Origin of the sequence: Rodentibacter myodis (genome assembly GCF_001999305.1) — a bacterium.
In the GTDB taxonomy this organism is placed as follows: domain Bacteria; phylum Pseudomonadota; class Gammaproteobacteria; order Enterobacterales; family Pasteurellaceae; genus Rodentibacter; species Rodentibacter myodis.
Map to the genome: position 1 here is coordinate 35,996 of NZ_MLHQ01000020.1, position 17,729 is coordinate 53,724.

The window sequence follows — 17,729 nt, forward strand, 5'->3', positions numbered from 1 at the left end:
GCAAAATTTTATGCCAGACCTACCGCACAGTGCTATGTTTATCCCCGATGCTGTGCCAGCCACTGAATCATTTTCGGATCGCGGTGATCGAAAATAATTTCATTGCGGTTTAAGGCGGCGATATCGGCAAAATCCTGTGCGTCAAGGGTAAAACCGAAAATATCGCGGTTTTCCGCCATGCGTTCCACTTTGACAGATTTAGGAATAATGGCAATACCGCGCTGATTCAGCCAGCGTAAAATCACCTGAGCCACGGACTTGTTGTGTTTTTCGGCAATTTGAGTTAAGACTGGATTGGTGAAAATATCGAATTTCCCTTCTGCCAGCGGCCCCCAGGACTGATGCACAATGCCCTGCTCTTTATGGAACGCCAGTTCTTCTTCACGCTGATAGAACGGGTGGGTTTCGATTTGGTTGACTGCGGGGACAATCTTATGGCAGGTAATCAAATCCATTAGCCGATCCGTATGGAAATTGCACACACCGATGGCACGAGCTTTGCCGGCTTTCTGCAGATCTTCCATAGCACGCCATTGTTCATGTACATCGCCGAACGGCTGATGCATTAAATAGAGATCCACATAATCCAAGCCCAAACGCACAAGAGAATCCTCCAATGCTTTTTGGCTGTTTTCATAGGCATTTTCACGCTGAATCCACAATTTGGTGGTCACGAAAATTTCCTCACGGGCAATACCGCTCGCTTTAATCGCACGTCCTACACCTGCTTCATTGCCGTAAACGGAAGCGGTATCCAACAAACGGTAACCTGCTTTCAAGGCTGCCAGCACCGCTTGTTCGGTTTCTTCATCACTCACTTGATACACGCCAAAACCGACCAATGGCATTTCTACACCGTTATTTAATTTTGCTGATTTCATTTTGCTTTCTCCTGTTTAACTGAAATTAATGCATTGTAAAAGAAAAAGATTGTTTTGATTAGGCGGCTGTTTCTTGATAGGCTTTTGAATAAAACTCAATAATCAGCCAAGGTCGTCAATAATGATTGAAAATATGAATGAATTACGCAGTTTTATTGTTGTTGCCCAGACAAGCAGCTTTACCAAGGCGGCAGCAAGATTAGGCGTATCAACCTCAGCATTAAGCCACTCTATGCGAAAACTGGAAGAACAGTTAAAAATTAAATTGTTTAACCGCACTACGCGTAGTGTTTCCAAAACGGAAGCCGGCGAGCAGCTTTTTAAATCTCTGTTGCCGTTGTTTGAAAGCATTGAAGATAATGTTAATGCATTAAGTACATTCCGCGATACTTTAAACGGAAAGTTGCGCATCAATGGGGCGGATCATTCCTTTCTGTATGTAATCTGGGACAGACTGGTCGCTTTTATGCAGCGTTATCCGGAAGTTCAGCTAGAACTGACGAGCGATATGAAGTTTACCGATATTGTCGCCGGGCGTTTTGATGCCGGTATTCGGTTAGGACACGAAATAGAACAGGATATGATTGCCGTACGCATCTCCAAGGATATGCAAATGTGTTTGGCTGCAACACCACAATATCTGGCAGAATATGGAATGCCAAATACAATCGATGAGTTAAAGAAACATCAATGTCTTTGTGCCAGAATGCCTACTTCCGAAGGAATTTTTACTTGGGAATTTCGCTCGCCTGAAAGCGGCGAACTCATCAGATTTATGCCTTCCGGCAAGCTTATAGTCAATAATAATTTTCTGATCCTTAAAGCTTGCTTATCTCATTTAGGCATCGCTTGGATTCCTAAAGACCGAATAATGGACCAGCTTGCCGACGGAACAGTGGTCGAAATTCTGAAAGAATACGCAATCAGCTATGACGGCTATCATCTTTATTACCCGAACCGCCGGCAAAATTCTCCCCTGTTTAAGGCATTGGTGGAATATTTAAAATTAAAAAGATAAAACTTCCGCCTGAAACCAACCGGTATATCTTAAAATGCACTCATTTTTCTGCGGAAAAAATTTCAGCAAAGCAAAAAAAGTGCGGTCAAAATTTTTAAAATTTCCACCGCACTTTTACGAGATAATTTAATAATTTGGTCGTGCTACCTATTCGGTAGTGAAGAACCTCAAAAAATGATTATTTTCTAAGCTACTTGTTTAGCTGTGTGACGGTTGTATCAAACAAATCAAGGCAGGATGGATTTTCCCTTCTCGTTATACGCGAAAAATAGACAAAGTGCGGTCAATTTTTTTAGATTTTACATTCATCATTTATGTGAGGGGATTTCCACGAATTTTCATCTAATAATTTGCCGAAATGACCTTCTACCAATCGTTTGGTGACAGTGGTTTGCGGATGACTAAAAAGTGCCTTTGGTGTGCCGTATTCAACCATTTTTCCTTCATCCATCACCAGAACGTGGTCGGCAATATGTTTCACCAAGCCCAAATCTTGCCCCACATAAATGTAAGAAACACCAAGACGTTCCTGTAAATCGAGGGAAAGGTTAAGTAATTGCACCCATACGGCGCTATCAAGTGAACCGAGGACATCATCAATAATGATAATTTCAGGTTCTAAAATAAAGGCACGTGCCAAGGCAATACGCTGTTTTTGACTGACGGAAAGATTTTTAATTTTCAGATTGGTGTAATCGGGGTAAAGTCCGACCAATTTGAGGGTTTCAAAAATTTTTTGGTTGCGTTTTTCTTCATCCCAATCGGTTGTAAGACGTAAGGGCGTATCCAGTGCCTGTCCGATATTTTGACGGGGATTGAAAGCACTATTCACATCTTGGAACACCATTCGGATATGTTGGGTTCGATAAGCGGCGTTTTCAAAATCAAGAAGGGTATCGTTAAAGTAAATTTCACCGGAGGTGGGCTTTATCATACCGGCAATCATTTTTGCCAATGTGGATTTTCCCGAACCGTTTTTTCCGATAATCGCGAGAGTTTGTTTTTGTTCAAGCTGAAAACTGACGTCTTCTACGGCATTAAATTTTCTTGAGCCAAACCAGCGAACCGGGCCATCAAAGGTTTTGTATAGATGATTAACTTGCAATAACGGCATTGATTATTCCTTATGATTCGGCTCTGCCGATAAGGTTAAAGGGGAATTATGAAGGGTTTCTTTGGCACGTTTTTCCCTAAAATTGATTGGAAAATGGCAAGAAAATTCGTGTTGTTTAATGCGATAGCGTGCCGGTTTTTGAATGCACTGCTTTTGTGCAAAGGGGCAGCGTGGGCCTAAGCGACAACCCATTGGCATTTGTTCTAAAAGGGGTACGGTGCCTTCCAATGTGCCTAGCTTGGTTTTAAAGCCAAGAGGGGCGGTAAAATCCGGTACGGAATGAAGCAGAGCCTGAGTATAAGGGTGATGAGGCGTTTCCAACAGGATTTGGGTGGGGGCGGATTCTGTATTTTGCCCACAATATAACACGGATATGTGATGGCAGAGTCCGCTAATGCTGCGAATATCATTGCTTGCCAACAGAATGCTGGTGCCTTGGTTTTGATTCATACTGGCGAGCAGGCGGGATACCTGTAATGCCGTAACGGATTCAAGGGCATAAGTTGGTTCATCTGCAATAAGCAAGCGCGGTTGATTCGCCACCGCAATGGCGATCATCACTTTTTGTCCTTCCCCTTCGGTGAGATCGTGAGGATAGCTTGCCATAATGTCTTTGTGATCTTTAATTCCTACGCGGTGTAGTAATTCAATGGCACGGCGTTTTTTCCAACCGAACCACTGCCACCATTTGCCACGGTAAGTCCAGTTCGGAATGCTTTGAATGAGCTGTTTCCCGATTTTTCGACTGGGATCAAGACAGCTTAATGGATCTTGGAAAATCATTGAGATTTCTTTGCCGACCAATTTTCTGCGTTGGCTTGGTGAAAGTTTTAGCAGTTCCACATCGTGAAAACGAAAGCGATCGGCGGTAATCACCCAATCTTCTTTGATGGCATTGCCGATGACTTTGGCAATCAAACTTTTTCCGGAGCCTGATTCCCCCACTAATCCTAATATTTCCCCTTCGTTGAGGGTTAAATTTATACCGTCAACAATTTTGATTCGACCACTTGATGTCTTTATTTCAATGTTGAGATTTCGTATATCCAGTAATGCCATAATTATTGATAGTATTGATTGATGGCTTTACATAAGCCGTTAGTAAACATAATGCTTAATAAGATGGTGATAATAATTGCAAAGCCCGGTAGTAAAACTGTCCAAGGTGCAAGATAAATCAGTTCAAGGGAGTCTTTAATCATCGCCCCCCATTCCGGCAATGGGCGTTGCGCACCGAGCGAAATAAAACTCAATGCACTGATATCCAAAATTGCCACCACAAATGCCCGCGATATTTCTTGGATGTAAGTGACGGTGATATTGGGAAGAATGGTACTGCGTAGAAGTTCGCTGTTGGAAATGCCATCCAGTTTTAATATCACCACATATTCTTTTTTCAGTTCCTGCTGAATTGCCCGATAAATGGCGTGAATGAAATAGGGTAGCACCGCCAACAAGGTGGAGATCATCGCATTGATCAGGCTTGGTTCCATAAAGGTGGAGATGATGATGGCAATGAGCAAAATAGGAATCGATAAAAACGTATCAAAAATATGTCCGAGAAAACGGGCTTTCATTCCGCCTGCCATTCCTGCCCAAATGCCCAATGCACCGCCGATAATGGCGATAAAAAAGACTACAATAAGCGAAGATCCCAAGGTATAACGTGTGCCGATGATGACACGGCTTAATACATCTCGGGCGAGATCGTCCGTGCCGAAGAAAAAGGCAATTTGTCCTTTTTCCACCCAAGAAGGGGGCAACAATTCCAGCCCAACAAACTCCGCACTGTCACTATATGGCGCAATCATTGGGGCAAAAAGTGCGGTCAAAATCAGGAGAAAAAATAAGTAAAAGCTAAATAAGGCGACACGATTTTTACGAAACTGTAACCAAATTTGATAGAAAGAGGTGCTTTCACGAAATTCATCAGGTTCTTTATCTTGCATACCAACCTTTCTTATTAAAGGGATCGAGAATAAACATAACGCTCTTTGATAATATATCAATGGTGATAATACAAATTCCCAAAACAATCACACCAGCAGAAATACTGTTGTAATCTTGATTGGTCACGGCATCGATTAAGCCACGTCCGATACCGGGCCAACCTAACACGGTTTCAACCAACATACATTGTGTCATCACTAAGGTAAAGACACGGGTAATATGCGGCACAACCAAAGGGAAGGTATTACGGAAAACGTATCGTTGTAAAATTTTCCACTTTGACCAACCCCGCGTGATCGCAACCTTGGTGTAGTTTTGGTGAAGAATATATTCGGCACGTTGTTGAATGATTCGGATAATTTCCATTGTCGGCAGAATACATAAAATGAGCGCAGGTAGGGCTAAATGTTGTAACACACTTTGCACGATTTTCGTACGATAAGGCACATCGACAAACCATACATCAATCACGGGAAAACCGGTTATCGGATTAATTTCATAAAGTAAATTGTATTGCCCGGTGGCGGAAATTTCCCAGCCATAAATTGCCGCCGTATAAAGTAGGATAGGTGCAAGCCAGAAAATTGGAATGGATAATCCTAGGTAAGACAAGGTTTGCAAGGTTTTTGCAAAAACGCCCTGATTATTGACCGCACTTAGAATACCAAGGGGAATACTGAGTATAAAAGCGAGCAAAAGCGCGATAAAGCAAAGTTCCAATGTGGGCGGCAGCACGGTAAAAATCAGCGATTTTAATGATTCTCCTCCATTGTAGGTGATGCCTAAATCACCCTGAAGTAAACCGCCTAAATAGTTGAAATAACCGCTATAAACATTATCCGTAACCAATGCAGAATTCAGTGGATCACGCATTAAAATGCCAAAACTGACCAACGTCAGAATAAATAATAACAATGCCACCCAAAGAAGATGACGCAATGCCGACCACAACATTATTTTTTCTCCTTAGCAAAATAGAGCGTGGAAAAATTCATACTGCCGAAGGGGGTAGCTTGTATACCTTTTACTTTGCTATTGGCGACTAAAAAACGTTTTGCATTGGCGATTGGAACAATCGGAAGTTCTTTTAACACAAGATCTTGCGCTGCATTGTAATCTTTTGCCCGTTCACGCAAAACGGTGGTAGCAAGTGCTTTATCCATTAATTGATTAAACTGAGGGTTACACCAGTTGGATAAATTGGTGATCTCATTTTTCGTGTCGCAACTTAGAATAGGACGCATAAAACCGTCAGGATCAAGGTTTCCGGCAAGCCAACCGGTCAGAATCATATCGTAGTCTTCCGTCTCTTTATCAAGTTGTTCCAATAAAAACGTGCGGGTAACCGACCGCACTTTGACTTCTACCCCTGCTTGTGCCAAATCCCATTTGATCAATTCCGCCATTTTGATTGGGGAAGGATTGTACATTTGTTCCTCATTCAGTACCCACATATTTAGGTGAAGATTTTTATCTTGTAGTATCTTTTTGGCGTGTTTGGGCGAATAGTCAAATTCAAATTCCGGTGTATTAATATTTGATGCCCAAGAAACATTCGGGATAATATTGTTCGCGACCGTTGCGGTGTTGTGATAGATATTCCGCACAATGCGCGCTCGGTTAATACTTTGCGAAATCGCTTGGCGAATTTGTGCATTTTGCATAAGGGGCTTATTAAAATTAAAGGCAAGGTAAGATAAATTCATTCCCTCGACCGATTGCAAATAATAGCGTTCGTCATTGTTATGCAAAAGCCCTAATTGGCTGACTTCCGGATAGGCGGCAATTTGACATTCATTATTGAAAAATTTAATTAAACGGGCGGTGTGAATCGTAGAAAGATCCACCAAAATATGCTTAATTTTCGCTTCTTTGTTCCAATAATTTTCATTACGCAACAGGCGTACATATTGGTTATAGACATAATTCTGCACTTGATAAGGCCCGGTGCCGACAGGATGGGTATCCAGCTGTGTTAAATTATCATCCGCACTTAATTGATAAGCATATTCTTGCGAGAAAATAATGGCATATTGACTGGCAAGGTGGGACAAAATTGAGGAATCCGGTTCAAATAATTCGATTTTGACCAAATAGGGATTAACCGCCGTCACGGATTTAATTTTTTGATTTAACTTAATGCTATCAAAATAAGGAAAACGTACTTTTTTGGCTTGTTCGTGAAACACACGGTATTGCGGATTTTTCTCATACGCCGAACTGTCTTGGCTTAATGTCGGCAGGTAAGTATCGTGACCCAACACCCGATTAATAGAAAACACCACATCTTCCGCATTAAAATCACGAGTGGGCGTAAACCAAGGTGTGTGGTGAAATTTCACCCCTTTGCGTAGATAAATGGAAATTTCTTTTCCGTCTGCGGAAATAGAATAAGATTGCGCTAAAGAAGGGGTTACGGTGGCACTGTGATTTTTAATTTCAAACAGCTTGTTGTAAATTTGTTCCGTTATCACATTCATACTGGTGCCGGCATCCGCCGTTTGTGGATTAAAGGAAAATCCTGAGGCGTTCGTACAATAAATTAAACCGTTTTCCGTTAAATCGGCAGGCACGCGGGGCGCAGCTTGAGGCTGAGAAAAGCCCCAGTTTAAAAGAAAACAGAAAAAGATAAAATTTCGGCGTAACATAATGAACGGGTTGTGATAAATTATGCCGCAAATTGTAAGGTATATTGCTAAAAATGGCTAGACGTTGCTTTTGTAGAGAGTAAAGCGTATAGTTTTTCAACACAAAAATAGAGGTGAAAAAAGATGTTTAAAGAAAAAGGCTATGATGAGTTTTTAGCGCAACAACTCAAAGAATCTCGGGAAGATATCCAAGCAGGACGCGTGTTAAGCCACGAGGAATCTCAAGCTAAAACCTTGGCATTATTGGAACGTAAAGCACGAGAATTCACTGCAATGGAAAATAAAGTATATGCCTAAGATTGTTGTGACACAAAAAGCACAAAAACATATTGATGAAATTATTGAAAATATTGTGGAATATACAAATTCTCTTGAGAGCGGATTTAAATTATTTAATGATTTAAATGATAAAATTTCATTAATCGGTTTTATGCCGCAAGCCATAGGTCGATTAAGAGAAGATGGTAGCCGAGAAGCCTTTTGTAGAGGCTATCGAATTGTTTATATTAATTTTGTTATTCATAGTCGCCGAATTTATTCAAGACCCTAATGTTTAATTCCATTCAAAAAGAAATCAATCAAATTATTAACCGTGGATTTGACCGCACTTTACGCCTTGCGGTAACCGGTTTAAGCCGTAGCGGTAAAACCGCCTTTATAACCAGTCTCATCAATCAACTTTTATCCATTGATCAACATACACGAAATCATTTGCCCTTATTTGAAGCGGTGCGAAATGGCACAATTTTAGCGGTAAAACGTGTTCCGCAGCAGGATTTAAGCGTACCGCGTTTTGATTATGAAGCGAATTTGAATGATCTTTCCCGACAACCACCGCAATGGTGTCAATCTACCCGTGGTGTGAGTGAAACCCGTCTAGCCATTCGTTTTCAACGCCAATCAGGGTTGTTTCGCCATATCAAAGAACAGGGAACGCTTTACTTGGATATTTTTGATTATCCGGGGGAATGGTTATTGGATTTACCTTTGCTGAATTTAGATTTTACGCAATGGTCGGCGGAACAAGGTCAAATTACTCAAGGGGTGCGTGCCGAATTGGCGAAGCCTTGGCTTGAAGAAATACAAAAACTGGATTTAAGTGCGGTGGTAAATGAAGAGGTTTTAGCCAATATCGCAAAAGGTTATAGGGATTATCTTCAACAATGCAAAATGCAGGGAATGCAATTTATCCAGCCGGGGCGATTTGTACTGCCGGGAGAATTAGAAGGCGCACCGGCTTTACAGTTTTTCCCGCTATTGCATTTAACGCAGGCACAATGGAATAGCTTTAAAAAAGAGGCGAAACCAAACAGTTATTTTGCTCTCTTAAATCAACGCTATGAGTATTATCGCAATAAGATCGTGAAAGGTTTTTATGAAAATTATTTTTCCACCTTCGATCGCCAAGTGATTTTAGCGGATTGTTTAACCCCACTGAATCACAGTCAGCAAGCCTTTCTGGATATGCAGCTAGGATTAAATCGGTTATTCAATAATTTCCATTATGGTAAACGAAATTTTTTGCATCGTTTATTTTCTGCACGCATTGATAAATTAATGTTTATTGCCACAAAAGCGGATCATATCACCTCGGATCAACTCCCTAATTTGGTAAGCCTTATGCGTCAATTAGTGCAAGAGGGTGGTCGTCACGTAGAATTTGAGGGCATTGAAATTGAATACACGGCAATTGCAGCTATTCGGGCAACAAAACAAGTGATCGTGAATCAAAACGGCAAGCAAATTAAAGCAATCCAAGGCGTGCGTTCTAAAGATAAACGGTTAATGACCCTTTATCCGGGCAGTGTGCCGAGTAAATTACCCAACCAAGAATTTTGGCAAAAACAACCGCACGTTGACGGAAAGATTGAGGAGAGATCTCCATTTGATTTTGATAGCTTTGAACCTCAACCGCTTGAAACTGGAGAAACGATCCCTCATTTGCGAATGGACGCCGTATTGCAATTCCTGTTAGGGGATCGGTTTGATTAATGTTAGAGATAGAGTGAAGGGGAGAGACGCAACGCTCGCCTCCATATCAATTAAATCAATGGGGTAATGTTAGGACGCCAGCGTGGCGTTCCTACTTTTCCGATGATTTATTTATTAAATATCGAATTAATTAAGCTGATTTTCAATATCTCGGGCAAGTTGATCCAACATTTCATAACGTTTGCGGTACATCGAACGTTTTTTACTGGCAATTTCTTCCAGTGGTTTGCGTTCAATTTCAAGTGGAAGTTGCCAATAAGGAGCTTGGTAAGTCCCTTGATTTTCCTGCCAAAATTCATCGTAATTAAAGAGAATTTTACTGCGTGCGGAAAGGCGATATTTTCCCTGTGATTTGTGTGGAATGCCGACCAAATCACATTGCCAAAATGTTGCCAATTCACGGAATACGTTCATTAACATAAACATCGGGCGAACACCGTGTAGATCTTTGGTGGCTTGCTTGACCAATTCTTGTGTATTGCCGTGGCGGGGGCCTTGCATTGAGGCAATTAATAATTTATTTGGCGATAAAAAAGTGAAGGAGGCATCATAAATGCGTTCATTGTTTTTATTGCGAATATTGATGGCAAAGTAGCCTTCAAAAGGATCGATAAAGTTCAAGCTTAAATTGAGTGAAAGATCATCGCTGAGTTGGCTTAATAAGATCGATTGTTCTTGCAACAAACGGGAACAGAACGTTTTTCCCCATTTTTGTTCGGCAATATTTAAATTTTGCGTAATCGCCTCAAAACGTTGTTCGGCTGAAAAACGTTTATCACAATAAGTGGTTAAAAGTGGGTTAAAACGATAATAATCTTGCGTAAAAAGCGGCTGCCAAAGTGGTATTTTATTTAAAAATTCAATGAGTTGGCGGCATTGTTTTTGATGAAGAAAGGTATAGGCGTAGTAGCGAATTCTTTCCCGCAGTTGTTTGGCAAGGGGACGATCCTTTGAATAAGGATACATTTGCACATAAGTCGGAAATGAAATTTGAGTTGGCGTTGTCATTGTGATATTGATAAGTCAAAGTTATCACCGAAACGGTGACGAAAATTAGAAACAGGGCGTATTTTATAATGGAAAAGCAAATTTTCAACCAATATGATGAATCAGAGGCGGAAACTTTTCAGCCAAAACAGGAATTTATTAACGTAGAAACCCTCCCCGATGAACCCTTAGAAGGGGAATTATTGGAAGAACAGTTTGAGCAGGCGATGAAACCGAAATCAAAGGGTTGGAAAACGGCACTGAAATTGACCGCACTTTTATTCGGCGTGGCAACGGTGGCACAGTCGATACAATGGATTTGGGATAGTTATCAGAATCACCAATGGATTTATTTTGCTTTTTCCCTTGTGAGCTTGGTTGTGGTGTGCTTCGGCGTGAAAGAAATCTTGGGTGAGTGGCGGCGTTTGATTCGCTTAAAAAAACGTGAACAATTGCAACAGCAAAGCCGTCTGTTTTGGCGACAAAGTGCGGTCAAAAATGCCGATGTTTTTGAATATCAAGAAAGTGAAAAAGGCAAAAAACTTTGTTTGGAAATAGCAAAAAGTTTACATTTAGATACTCAATCGCCCTCTATTGTGCAATGGCAGGCACAGTTGAATGAAGCCTATTCCGCACAAGAGGTCGCACAACTTTTTAGCCATCAGGTACTGAAACCTTTTGATGAAAAAGCAAAGAAATTAATTGGCAAAATGACAGCAGAATCCGCCGTGGTGGTGGCGATAAGCCCCCTTTCTTTAGTGGATATGTTTTTTGTGGCGTGGCGAAATATTCGCCTCATCAATCAAATTGCGACAATTTATGGCATTGAATTAGGTTATTTCACGCGTATTCATTTATTTCGGATGGTGCTGGTGAATATTGCTTTTGCCGGCGTGACGGAAGTGGTGCAGGATATTAGTATGGATTGGCTCTCACAAGATATTACGGCAAAATTTTCCGCACGGGTTGCACAAGGTATTGGCGTGGGATTGCTAACGGCAAGATTAGGCGTAAAAGCAATGGAGTTTTGTCGCCCCCTTGCATTTCAGGCTTCTGAAAAACCAAAACTGTCCCATATTCAAAAAGAACTTTTAACAACCCTTAAAGATGTAGTGCTTAATAAAAAAGTGAAAGAAAAAGCGCAGATTTAACGGAGATCTTTTTACTTTTCCCTCTTGCTCTTTAGGTAAGGACGCGATGCTCGTGTTTTTATCAAAAATCAAACAATTTCAATATCAAAAAACCAAACAATTTCAATGAATTAACTAAGGACGCCAGCGTGGCGTCCCTACGAATTCATCAAAATTTTCCCCACCACACAACGCTCAAATAACGTGATTGGTAGGGGCGCGACGTTTCGCGTTCTTATCAAAAAAACAAACAATTTGAAAGGCGTTAAATTACCATTTGTAACTTAAATTTGCGCTAAAACGGCGTCCTTCACCGTAGTAACAAGTGCTATAAAAACAGCTTGCCACATATTTTTCATCGGTGAGGTTGGAGACGTTTGCCTGCAATTCCCAGTTTGGGTTAATGCGATATTTCAACATTAAATCCGCTAAGGTTTTTGCCGGCGCTTTAATATTATCCGCCGTACCATTTGAGGAAGTGCCAATGTAACGAATCGCCGCACCGGCAATGAAATTATCAAAGAATTGATGGGTTAGCTGTGCGGAGGCGGTATGGCGGGGAATGAGTGCCGGACGAATTTCATCACCGGTTTCCCGAATATCTTTTACGTGATTAAAGGTGTAACCCAAGGTAATCGCGGTTTTTTCCGCCACGTTAAAATTAGCGGCAAATTCAACACCTTTACTTCTTAATTCTTTGGTTTGGAAAGCATTACCGGTAGCACTTGGGGTGAAGGCGTTATCTTGTTTTAAGTCAAAATAAGCAATGGAAAATGTGCCGTCAATAAAGCTCGGTAAATATTTGATACCGGCTTCGTATTGTCTGCCTTCTGTTGGTTTATATTGGGCGGTTTCCGGTACGAAAGATTCGGAATAACTAAAATAAGGTGCAAGCCCATTATCCGCCACATACATTAATCCACCGGAATAAGAGGTGTGATTGATTTTATAGCGATTTGCCCCTTCTTCACCTTTGGCGCGGTCATTACGTACACCACCGGAGAAATGCCAGTTACCGATTTTTATCTGATCTTGCAAATAGAAGCCTAATTGACGTTGGGTTACATCGTAATTGGGGCGGGCGAGGGTGTTATTCGGCACTTGAATAGCGTTGTAAACAGGCGCAAGGCTATTGAGGGTATAAAGCGGTGTGAAAGTCGCCGGCACGGAATATGGCATATAGTAGCTGTTATATGCCCCTTTTGCCGTCAAATGTTGATAATCCACCCCTAGGGTTAGGCTATTTTCGTAGTTATCCCGTGTCCAAGTTTTGGTGAGACGGTTATCAATGGAGTGGCTTCGGGTGATCACATCATTAAATACCGCCCCTTGTCCGATAGTCGGGAAAACCGTCACACCGTTTGAGAAAGCGGATTGTTGTTTCACATCCTGCATATTGAATTTGTAGTTTTGTGAGAATGTTAAGCTGTCATCAAATTTATGGGTAAATTCATAACCAAGAGAATATTGCTTACGATTTAAGCTGTCTGTTGTGGGATCGCCCAAATTGGTGCGGCGGTCAATTTTGCCTAAATCCGTATAAAGGGTTCCCTGCATTGGGAAGAAACCGGTAGTTGGCACGCCCACATCTTTTTGCACGCTTGCCAATAAGGTAAGGGAAGTGCGGTTGGAAATATCCCACGTTAAACTAGGTGCGAAATAATAGCTTTCTAACCAAGTACCACGTAATTCTCCTTGTTTTTTGTTGTAGTCCGCCACGAGACGATAACGCACATTTTCTGCCGCTTTGTCACTAATATCCGCACTGATACCACGTTCGTGTCGATTGCCCAATTTGAAATTGATTTCCCCTTTTGGTTCAGCCGTTGGGCGTTTGGTGATTAAGTTGATTAAACCGCCACTTTGTGCCGAACCATAGGTTAAGGAATCCGCGCCTTTCACCACTTCCACCGCTTCTACGCCGTACATATTCGGTGTCCAATGGCTGTAACCGGTGTTATAAACCGCCGAGCCGTCAATGGTTAAGCGGGCGTCCATTCCACGCATTTTCACCCAATCGTTGGTGTCGAGATCCGAACCATACACTTGGGATAGCGTACCGGGTTCATAACGCAGGCTTGCATCAAGTTGATCCAAGTTCCAGTTTTTTAGGGTTTCATCGTTGATCACCGCAATGGAACGTGGCGTCATATAATCCACTTTACCGGCTTTGGCGACCGAGCCGACAATGTTGATTTCTTCTAATTCCTCCACATTTTGTGATGTCGCATTTGGGGTTTGCGCATAGGCGGAATTGAGGGCAAAAATGATTGCACCGGTTAGCGTGCTATAAACAAAGGTTTTTTTCATATTGTGTTCCTTCAAGGTTGAGAGAATAAATGGTTACACTTTCCGCATCATTAATAACAAATAAGTGCCGCCCACCAAGGTTGCGACCAAGCCTGCGGGGATTTCGTAAGGAAAGAGTATTTGTCGTCCTATCCAATCGGCAATCAACATAATGGTGCTGCCGAGCAATGCAGAAAGTAATAATTGGGTGCGGGCTTTATGCACGCCTAAAAAATGGGTCAAATGTGGCACGAGCAAGCCGATAAAGCTGAGTGGGCCGATAATTAATGTCGCAAGTGCGGCCAAAACGGCACTAAAAATAATAATGATCCAACGTGTGCGCTGAATATTTAACCCTAAGGCTTGTGCCATTGGCGTTTGTAAACTCAGTAAATCCAACCATCGACTAAACAAAAGGCTGATTGCCAATAAGAAGATCGCAAGCAGAATGAAAGGGACAGAAAGTGTGGCATCAAGATTTTGTGTTGAGCCGGATGTCCAACTAATTAATTGATTGGCACGAGGATCACCGCTTGCAATGGCAATACGTTGTAAAGTGTCAAATAATGCGGAAAGGCTTATTCCCGTCAGTAATACTTTTTCCGGCAACATTCCATTCCGCCCATTAATGGTGGCAAGAACCATTAATGCCACTAAAGCACCGCCAATACCGGCAAGCCAAAACCATAGGGCGTGTTGTGCCGAGAAAACAAAAAGTAGCACGAGAATCCCCATTCCTGCACCGGATGACACCCCCAGTAATTCCGGACTCGCCATTGGGTTAAGGGTGAGACGTTGTAATAATACGCCTGCAATGGAAAGTAAAATTCCGGCACTGATTGCGATTAAAAGACGAGGGTAGCGTAGGGCGAGAATCTCCGAATGTAGGGGATGAGTGGGGAAAATCACTTCCCATTGTGCATTTAATGTGCCTTTGCCAAAACACAGTGCAATCACGAAACTTATCGCCAAGAGAGCAACAATCCACCAAGTAAAGAGCGGTCGATATTGACGATGTTTTTGTATGGAAGGAGAAATTAAACGCCCTGTTTGCGGCAATGCACGGAACATTAACCAAAGCAATAATGGTGTGCCAAGAAGGGCGGTAACCGCACCGGTCGGCAAATTGATCCGATAATAAAAATGAAGCAGTTGTAAGGTTAAATCCGTGAGGGCAAGTAATAATGCCCCCACTAAGAATGATGATATTAATTGCCAAGCAAAAGAACGAACACCTAATTGGCGAACGAGGGTTGGCGCAGCTAAACCGATAAAACCGATCATTCCCACCGCGCTGACGACAGAGGCGATCAAATAGGCACTTACCAATACGGCAATAAAACGAAGTTTCCCCACCGGCACGCCAAGGCTTTTGGCATTGTGATCATTTAAAGCAAGAATACTTAAAGGCCGGCGGAGCAAAAAAATAAAGGCAAAACCGACCGCACTTTGTAGCAATAAAATTTGGCTATCCCACCAGCTTTCCTGCACCAATGAACCAGCTCCCCATTGTGCCAAACCGCGTGATTCTTCGGGATAGAACAACATCATCATTGAGGTAAACGCACCAAAATAGAGGTTCACCACAAGCCCTGCGAGGATTAACAATAACGGCGATAGGGTTTTACGCATTGCAAGTGTCATTACCAGTAATAAACTGAGCAGCGCACCGACAAAGGCGATAAAGCCCGAGCCATATTCCAACAAATGGGGGGCGAAAATTGCCGTTAAGAAAAGGCTAAATTGCGCACCGCTATTAATGCCGAGCGTGCTGTCGGAAGCGAGGGGATTGCCCATTACTTGTTGTAACAGTAAACCGGCAAAAGCAAGGCTGCCGCCGGCAAGTAAAGCAATGGCGATACGGGGCAGGGTATAGCTTTGCAGCAACAATAAATCAAGATTATCCGAGTGCTGGAACAGTTGCCATATTGCCGTATTTTCAGGAAGTTGTTGCTGAATTACTAACCCGAAAAAGGCAATAAAGAGAGTGATTAAAACCAGCACAAATAATAAGGCACGATTTACCACGTTTCCCCTCCCTGTAATAATCCGTTGGCGAAAATTGTCACAAAACGTTGGGCGGAAGGGAGCGCGCCAAATGTCCACACCGCAGGTAAAATCAACGGTGATTTGGCGAGGGGTAAACGTTGCCACAGGGTGTTATGTTTGAGGGCAACAGCGATATTGTTTGGATAAGGTTTTATCACCACAAAACGGGTATTTTCGGGCAGTTTTGCCAGTTCGGTAAGATCAATATTTTGAAAGCCCCAAGCGTTCACTTCGTGCCGATAAGCATTGTTAAACCCCAGTTGGGTGATCACCGCACCGAGCAGGCTATTTTCGCCATAAATGCGTAAATGGCGGGTATCAATAAATTGCACCAGTGCAATCGGTTGATGGCGAAAAGGTTGTAATAAGGGGCGATAATGAGCAATGGTTTTTTCATATTGAGAAAGTAAATGTTGCACGGCTTCCGGCTTGTGAATAATGTTGCCGATGGCTTTTGTGGCGGCAACGATGTTTTGCCACGCATTTCCTGCTTGATAAAAATCCACGTTATAAACTTTGCCATAGGATGATAATTTATCGTTCAATGCCGAATAAAACGAACTATGAATAAAAGTGAGCGGTTGAGCCGAATGGGAAAGGCTTAAAATGCGTTCTAAATTGGGTTGCAGGCGAATTCCTAAATCAAGGGTATTGTTTGGTAGCCGAGGTTCGATCACCCAAGTTTGATAGCTTTTTACATCACCCACGGCAAGGGGCGGTTGCCCCAGTGCAATCAAGGTTTCCGCAACCGACCAATCCACTGTGGCATAGTTGATCTTCGGTTCATCGGCAAGGCTTTTTAGACTGCCGAAAAGTGCGGTCAAAATAAGAAGTGAATTTTTGATAAAGCGTAACATTTTAATAAAAACTCACAGGGCGATGGGTTTCGGGATGAGCAATCACATTTAAGGTAATGCCATAAATTTGTTGTAATGAAGGTGTATTCACAATTTCTTGTGCATTCCCCTGCGCCAAAAGTCTTCCGCTATGCAGGGCGATTAAATGATCACAAAAACGGGCGGCGAGGTTAATATCGTGGATCACGATAACGATCCCTAAATGTAATTCATGACTGAGTTGATGCAATAGTTGCATTACTTCCACTTGATGGGCAATATCCAATGCGGCGAGAGGTTCATCCAACAATAAAAATTGGCTTTGTTGTGCCAATAGCATTGCCAGCCAAATGCGTGAACGTTCACCGCCGGAGAGGGTATCCACCAATTGTTCGGCAAATTTTTCCGTGTGGGTAAGGCGCAAGGCATTTGCCACCGCTTCTCTGTCCGCTTGGTTTTCCCGCCCGAATAAACCCTTCCAAGGATAACGCCCCATTGCCACCAGTTCTTTTGCCGTCATATTGGTGGCTTGTGGCAAATGTTGTGGCAAATATGCTACCTGCTTGGCAAAATCACGCCCATTCCAGTGTTTGATTGGGCTGTTATCCAATAAAATTTCCCCTTGGGAAAGGGGGTGTTGGCGTGCCATTAGTTTGATGAGGGTCGATTTGCCCGAGCCGTTATGCCCGATCAAGCCATAAATTTTTCCCGCCTCAAAGCTGAGGGATAAGGGATGAAGTAATGTCCGTTGCGGAATAGAAAATGAAACCTGTTGAAGTTGAAACACAAATAATCCGTGAGAAACATTAAAATTGGATGGATTCTATATGAAAAC

At 42.4% G+C, this 17,729-nt stretch carries 16 protein-coding genes; 5 read left to right on the forward strand and 11 right to left on the reverse strand.

Going from position 1 to position 17,729, the window contains the following annotated elements; all coding sequences use genetic code 11:
* Positions 1-38 precede the first annotated feature (38 nt).
* Complete coding sequence (locus BKL49_RS07865) at positions 39-881, reverse strand: aldo/keto reductase (RefSeq protein ID WP_077424243.1); 843 nt, start codon at positions 879-881, stop codon at positions 39-41.
* 121 nt (positions 882-1,002) lie between these two features.
* On the opposite strand from BKL49_RS07865, the gene BKL49_RS07870 reads away from it, so the two are divergent.
* Positions 1,003-1,899, forward strand: a complete 897-nt coding sequence (locus tag BKL49_RS07870; protein ID WP_077424245.1) for a LysR family transcriptional regulator — start codon at positions 1,003-1,005, stop codon at positions 1,897-1,899.
* Between the two features lie 292 nt (positions 1,900-2,191).
* Here the strand turns inward: BKL49_RS07870 and BKL49_RS07875 are convergent, their stop codons facing one another.
* The 5 genes from BKL49_RS07875 to BKL49_RS07895 are packed head-to-tail and all read right to left on the reverse strand — an operon-like array spanning position 2,192 to position 7,611.
* On the reverse strand, positions 2,192-3,013 hold the full coding sequence (locus BKL49_RS07875; protein ID WP_077424247.1) for a peptide ABC transporter ATP-binding protein: 822 nt from the start codon (positions 3,011-3,013) through the stop codon (positions 2,192-2,194).
* A gap of 3 nt (positions 3,014-3,016) precedes the next feature.
* On the reverse strand, positions 3,017-4,072 hold the full coding sequence (locus tag BKL49_RS07880) for a peptide ABC transporter ATP-binding protein (protein ID WP_077424249.1): 1,056 nt from the start codon (positions 4,070-4,072) through the stop codon (positions 3,017-3,019).
* 2 nt (positions 4,073-4,074) lie between these two features.
* Complete coding sequence (locus tag BKL49_RS07885; protein ID WP_077424251.1) at positions 4,075-4,962, reverse strand: ABC transporter permease subunit; 888 nt, start codon at positions 4,960-4,962, stop codon at positions 4,075-4,077.
* On the reverse strand, positions 4,952-5,917 hold the full coding sequence (locus tag BKL49_RS07890; protein ID WP_077424253.1) for an ABC transporter permease: 966 nt from the start codon (positions 5,915-5,917) through the stop codon (positions 4,952-4,954). Before BKL49_RS07890 ends, BKL49_RS07885 begins: the two co-directional genes overlap by 11 nt.
* Positions 5,917-7,611 (reverse strand): ABC transporter substrate-binding protein, encoded by a 1,695-nt coding sequence (locus BKL49_RS07895; RefSeq protein WP_077424255.1) that lies wholly within the window; start codon positions 7,609-7,611, stop codon positions 5,917-5,919. Before BKL49_RS07895 ends, BKL49_RS07890 begins: the two co-directional genes overlap by 1 nt.
* Before the next feature lie 123 nt (positions 7,612-7,734).
* Here BKL49_RS07895 and BKL49_RS12435 point away from each other — a divergent pair, with 123 nt between their 5' ends.
* Genes BKL49_RS12435 through BKL49_RS07905 form a run of 3 tightly spaced genes read left to right on the forward strand, consistent with a single transcriptional unit; the run spans position 7,735 to position 9,603 of the window.
* Complete coding sequence (locus BKL49_RS12435; RefSeq protein ID WP_167367130.1) at positions 7,735-7,908, forward strand: hypothetical protein; 174 nt, start codon at positions 7,735-7,737, stop codon at positions 7,906-7,908.
* Complete coding sequence (locus tag BKL49_RS07900) at positions 7,901-8,161, forward strand: type II toxin-antitoxin system RelE/ParE family toxin (protein ID WP_077424257.1); 261 nt, start codon at positions 7,901-7,903, stop codon at positions 8,159-8,161. The genes BKL49_RS12435 and BKL49_RS07900 overlap by 8 nt, the downstream gene beginning before the upstream one ends.
* Entirely contained in the window at positions 8,161-9,603 is a 1,443-nt protein-coding gene (locus tag BKL49_RS07905; RefSeq protein ID WP_077424259.1) for a YcjX family GTP-binding protein, read from the forward strand. Before BKL49_RS07900 ends, BKL49_RS07905 begins: the two co-directional genes overlap by 1 nt.
* 126 nt (positions 9,604-9,729) lie before the next feature.
* Here BKL49_RS07905 and BKL49_RS07910 read toward each other — a convergent pair whose 3' ends face one another.
* Entirely contained in the window at positions 9,730-10,611 is an 882-nt protein-coding gene (locus BKL49_RS07910; RefSeq protein ID WP_077424261.1) for a VirK/YbjX family protein, read from the reverse strand.
* Between the two features lie 68 nt (positions 10,612-10,679).
* Here BKL49_RS07910 and BKL49_RS07915 point away from each other — a divergent pair, with 68 nt between their 5' ends.
* Positions 10,680-11,741, forward strand: coding sequence for a TIGR01620 family protein (locus BKL49_RS07915; protein ID WP_077424263.1), 1,062 nt, complete (start codon positions 10,680-10,682; stop codon positions 11,739-11,741).
* A gap of 249 nt (positions 11,742-11,990) precedes the next feature.
* Here BKL49_RS07915 and BKL49_RS07920 read toward each other — a convergent pair whose 3' ends face one another.
* Genes BKL49_RS07920 through BKL49_RS07935 form a run of 4 tightly spaced genes read right to left on the reverse strand, consistent with a single transcriptional unit; the run spans position 11,991 to position 17,681 of the window.
* On the reverse strand, positions 11,991-14,030 hold the full coding sequence (locus tag BKL49_RS07920; RefSeq protein WP_077424265.1) for a TonB-dependent siderophore receptor: 2,040 nt from the start codon (positions 14,028-14,030) through the stop codon (positions 11,991-11,993).
* Between the two features lie 33 nt (positions 14,031-14,063).
* A complete protein-coding gene (gene fhuB / locus BKL49_RS07925; RefSeq protein ID WP_077424267.1) occupies positions 14,064-16,037 on the reverse strand; it encodes a Fe(3+)-hydroxamate ABC transporter permease FhuB in 1,974 nt (657 codons plus the stop codon).
* Positions 16,031-16,915: an iron-siderophore ABC transporter substrate-binding protein gene (locus BKL49_RS07930; protein WP_077424269.1), complete on the reverse strand. Its 885-nt coding sequence runs from the start codon at positions 16,913-16,915 to the stop codon at positions 16,031-16,033. The genes fhuB and BKL49_RS07930 overlap by 7 nt, the downstream gene beginning before the upstream one ends.
* A 1-nt stretch (position 16,916) precedes the next feature.
* Complete coding sequence (locus BKL49_RS07935; protein WP_077424271.1) at positions 16,917-17,681, reverse strand: ABC transporter ATP-binding protein; 765 nt, start codon at positions 17,679-17,681, stop codon at positions 16,917-16,919.
* Positions 17,682-17,729 lie beyond the last annotated feature (48 nt).